General features: G+C 71.4%; 2 protein-coding genes and 1 pseudogene. 2 read left to right on the top strand and 1 reads right to left on the bottom strand.

Annotated features, from left to right (window positions below):
• Positions 1-367, top strand: a pseudogene (locus ACWDNU_RS46630) (hypothetical protein); the annotation flags it as partial.
• A 26-nt stretch (positions 368-393) separates the two neighbouring features.
• Here the strand turns inward: ACWDNU_RS46630 and ACWDNU_RS46635 are convergent.
• On the bottom strand, positions 394-807 hold the full coding sequence (locus ACWDNU_RS46635; protein ID WP_355277050.1) for a MarR family winged helix-turn-helix transcriptional regulator: 414 nt from the start codon (positions 805-807) through the stop codon (positions 394-396).
• Between the two features lie 72 nt (positions 808-879).
• On the opposite strand from ACWDNU_RS46635, the gene ACWDNU_RS46640 reads away from it, so the two are divergent.
• Positions 880-1,110: MarR family transcriptional regulator (locus ACWDNU_RS46640; protein ID WP_449673551.1), on the top strand; the 231-nt coding region annotated here is incomplete at its 3' end.

Consider the following 1,110-nt stretch of genomic DNA (forward strand, 5'->3'; position numbering starts at 1 on the left):
CTGGGCCCGGATCCTGGTGCTCTACACCATGATCGAGCGGTCGAACCCGAATCCGATGGTCACCTTGAACCGGGCCGTGGCGACCGCCATGGTGCACGGCCCGGCCGCCGGACTCGCCGTCGCCGACACGGTGGCCGAGCCGCTGGCCCGCTCCCACCGCCTGGCCGCGGTGCGCGGGCACCTGCACGAGATGGCGGGTGACGACGCGGCCGCCGTCGCGCAGTACCAGCTGGCCGCCACACAGACGGCGAGCGTGCCGGAGCGCGACTACCTGCTGTTGCGCGCCGCCCGCGTGCGTTCGGCCGCGGTGGACCGTCCCGGCGTCGCCGATGCCGTCGACCCGGGTCCGGCCACACCCGTCCCTTGAGCGCCGCCACGATCAAGGAGCGGACCTCAGCCCGCCCGCTCCAGATTCGCGATCATGCGCGCGAGAGTGCCTGTGAGCGCGGTGAATTCGTCGTCGGTGACACCCTCGGCCAGCTGTCGACGGATCGCCCCCACCGATCGCGCGGAGAACTCGTGCGCCGCCCCGCCCGCGTCGGTGACGGTCCACCGGCCGTCCGCCTCGCGGGTGATCCACCCACGCGTGGCCAAGGCAGCGGTGACGTCCGCGATCGACTCGCCGTCGGAGTCCCAGAACGGGCGCAGCGCGTCGACCAGATCGGCGCCGGGTTCCCGGGCGATCGTGTTCAGCGTCTGCCATTCGCGCCGCGACATCCCCACGCTCTCGACCGCCCGATCGAAGCTCGCCTCGATGAGCTGGTCCAGGCGCTTGACCTGGTAGCCGATCAACCTGCGCTCGGTCATCGCACACCCTTTCATGCCTATCAGCAACTACATGTTCTATTGCATGTACATGTTCGACGGTAGCATGAGCCCGTGAACGAGGTCGAGCGGATCGAACGGGCGATGATCGCCATCCGGCGGCGCCAGACCCGGCGCACCCTGGCGGCGGACGCGCCGAGCGGACAGGCCTTCGACGTGCTCGATGTCGTCGAGGACGCCACCGAGCCGACCGTGTCCACGGTGGCCGCCGCGCTGGCGGTCGACCAGCCCCGGGCCAGCAAGCTCGTCGCCGCCGCCGTGACGGCGGGCTACCTGCGCCGCGTC

The organism is Amycolatopsis sp. NPDC003676, assembly GCF_053587275.1.

Excerpts from the sequence above, each read along its gene's own strand:
- ACWDNU_RS46635 (WP_355277050.1), bottom strand. The coding sequence starts at position 807 with ATGACCGAGCGCAGGTTGATCGGCTACCAGGTCAAGCGCCTGGACCAG.